Annotated in this window: 1 protein-coding gene; it reads left to right on the forward strand. The window is 52.5% G+C overall.

The annotated features are described in order from the left end of the window. Positions 1-98: 98 nt before the first annotated feature. Positions 99-1,611, forward strand: a 1,513-nt coding sequence (pgm, locus tag KDK14_RS04210; protein WP_257263770.1) for a phosphoglucomutase (alpha-D-glucose-1,6-bisphosphate-dependent), incomplete at its 3' end; no start/stop codon positions are given.

Consider the following 1,611-nt stretch of genomic DNA (forward strand, 5'->3'; position numbering starts at 1 on the left):
GCGGTGGTGCATCTGAATATGCGGAAGTTATTTACAGACAATTCCATTATTATTTCTGTTGGCATGTAATTTTCTGCCGTTTTATTATTGGAGCTGCCATGCACCCCCTCGCAGGCCAACCCGCAACCGATGATCTTCTGGTCAATATTCCCCGGCTGGTCAGTGACTATTACACGATACAGCCCGATCTCACACACAGTAGTCAGCGTGTCGCTTTTGGTACATCGGGTCATCGTGGCACCGCTTCCGGGGGTTCGTTTAATGAATCCCATATTCTGGCGGTCAGTCAGGCAATCTGTGAATATCGCTGTACCCGGGGTGTAGAAGGCCCTGTTTTTGTTGGTATGGACACCCATGCGCTTTCTGAGCCCGCCTTGATCAGCGCTGTGGAGGTGTTTGTTGCCAATGATCTCGATGTCCTGATTGATCGGGACCGTGGCTACACGCCAACACCCGTTATTTCCCATGCCATTGTTGCCTACAATCGCTGTCATAACCATTTGGCAGACGGGGTTATCATTACCCCCTCCCACAATCCACCGGAAGATGGCGGTTTTAAATATAACCCGCCCCATGGTGGTCCTGCAGGTAGTGATATTACCGGCCAGGTGGAAAAGCGGGCCAATAAACTGATCGCTGACAACCTTTCTGGTGTAAAGAGAATCTCTTTTCAACAGGCGCTCAGGTCTGGCAAGGTGCACAAATACGACTTTGTTACACCTTATGTGAATGACTTGGAAAACGTGCTGGATATGGCCGCTATTGCCAGCGGTAAGCTAAGCATCGGTGTTGATCCCCTGGGTGGTTCAGGTTTGCGCTATTGGGCGCCTGTTGCTGAGCGTTATGGTCTCGATCTGACGTTGGTCAGTGAGAAAATTGATCCGACATTCTCGTTTATGCACCTTGATAAGGATGGCCGGATCCGTATGGACTGTTCATCCTCCTCCGCCATGGCCGGATTGATCAACCTCAAGGATGATTTTGATATTGCTTTCGGAAATGATCCGGACTTTGATCGCCATGGCATTGTGACTAGGGGGCATGGGCTACTGAATCCAAACCATTACCTGTCCGTCGCCATCCAGTATCTCTATACCCACCGTGGGCAGTGGTCACCGGACGCAACAATTGGTAAGACGCTGGTGTCCAGTGCCATGATTGATCGTATCGCCAATGGTTTGGGTCGCACAGTAACGGAAGTTCCGGTCGGGTTTAAGTGGTTTGTTGATGGTCTCTCAGACGGCTCCATGGCGTTTGCAGGCGAAGAGAGTGCCGGAGCCTGTTTCCTGCGCCGGGATGGCATTACCTGGTGTACGGATAAGGATGGTTTCGTCATGGCGCTGCTGGCGGCCGAAATTACCGCCGTTACCCGGTGTGATCCCGGCGAGTGCTATCAGGAGCTGACCCAAAAATACGGTGCTCCGGTTTATCAGCGGCTGGATGCGGTAGCCAATGAAGCCCAGAAGAAGGTGCTTGCTGCATTGACTCCGGAGCAGGTTAAAGCAAAAACCCTGGCGGGGGATCCCATCATTGCCTGTTTGACCCACGCACCAGGCAATGGTGCCGCTATTGGCGGACTGAAAGTGGTTACCGGGCGGGGCTGGTTTGCCG

The organism is Endozoicomonas sp. ONNA2, assembly GCF_024606365.1.
Lineage (GTDB): Bacteria > Pseudomonadota > Gammaproteobacteria > Pseudomonadales > Endozoicomonadaceae > Endozoicomonas.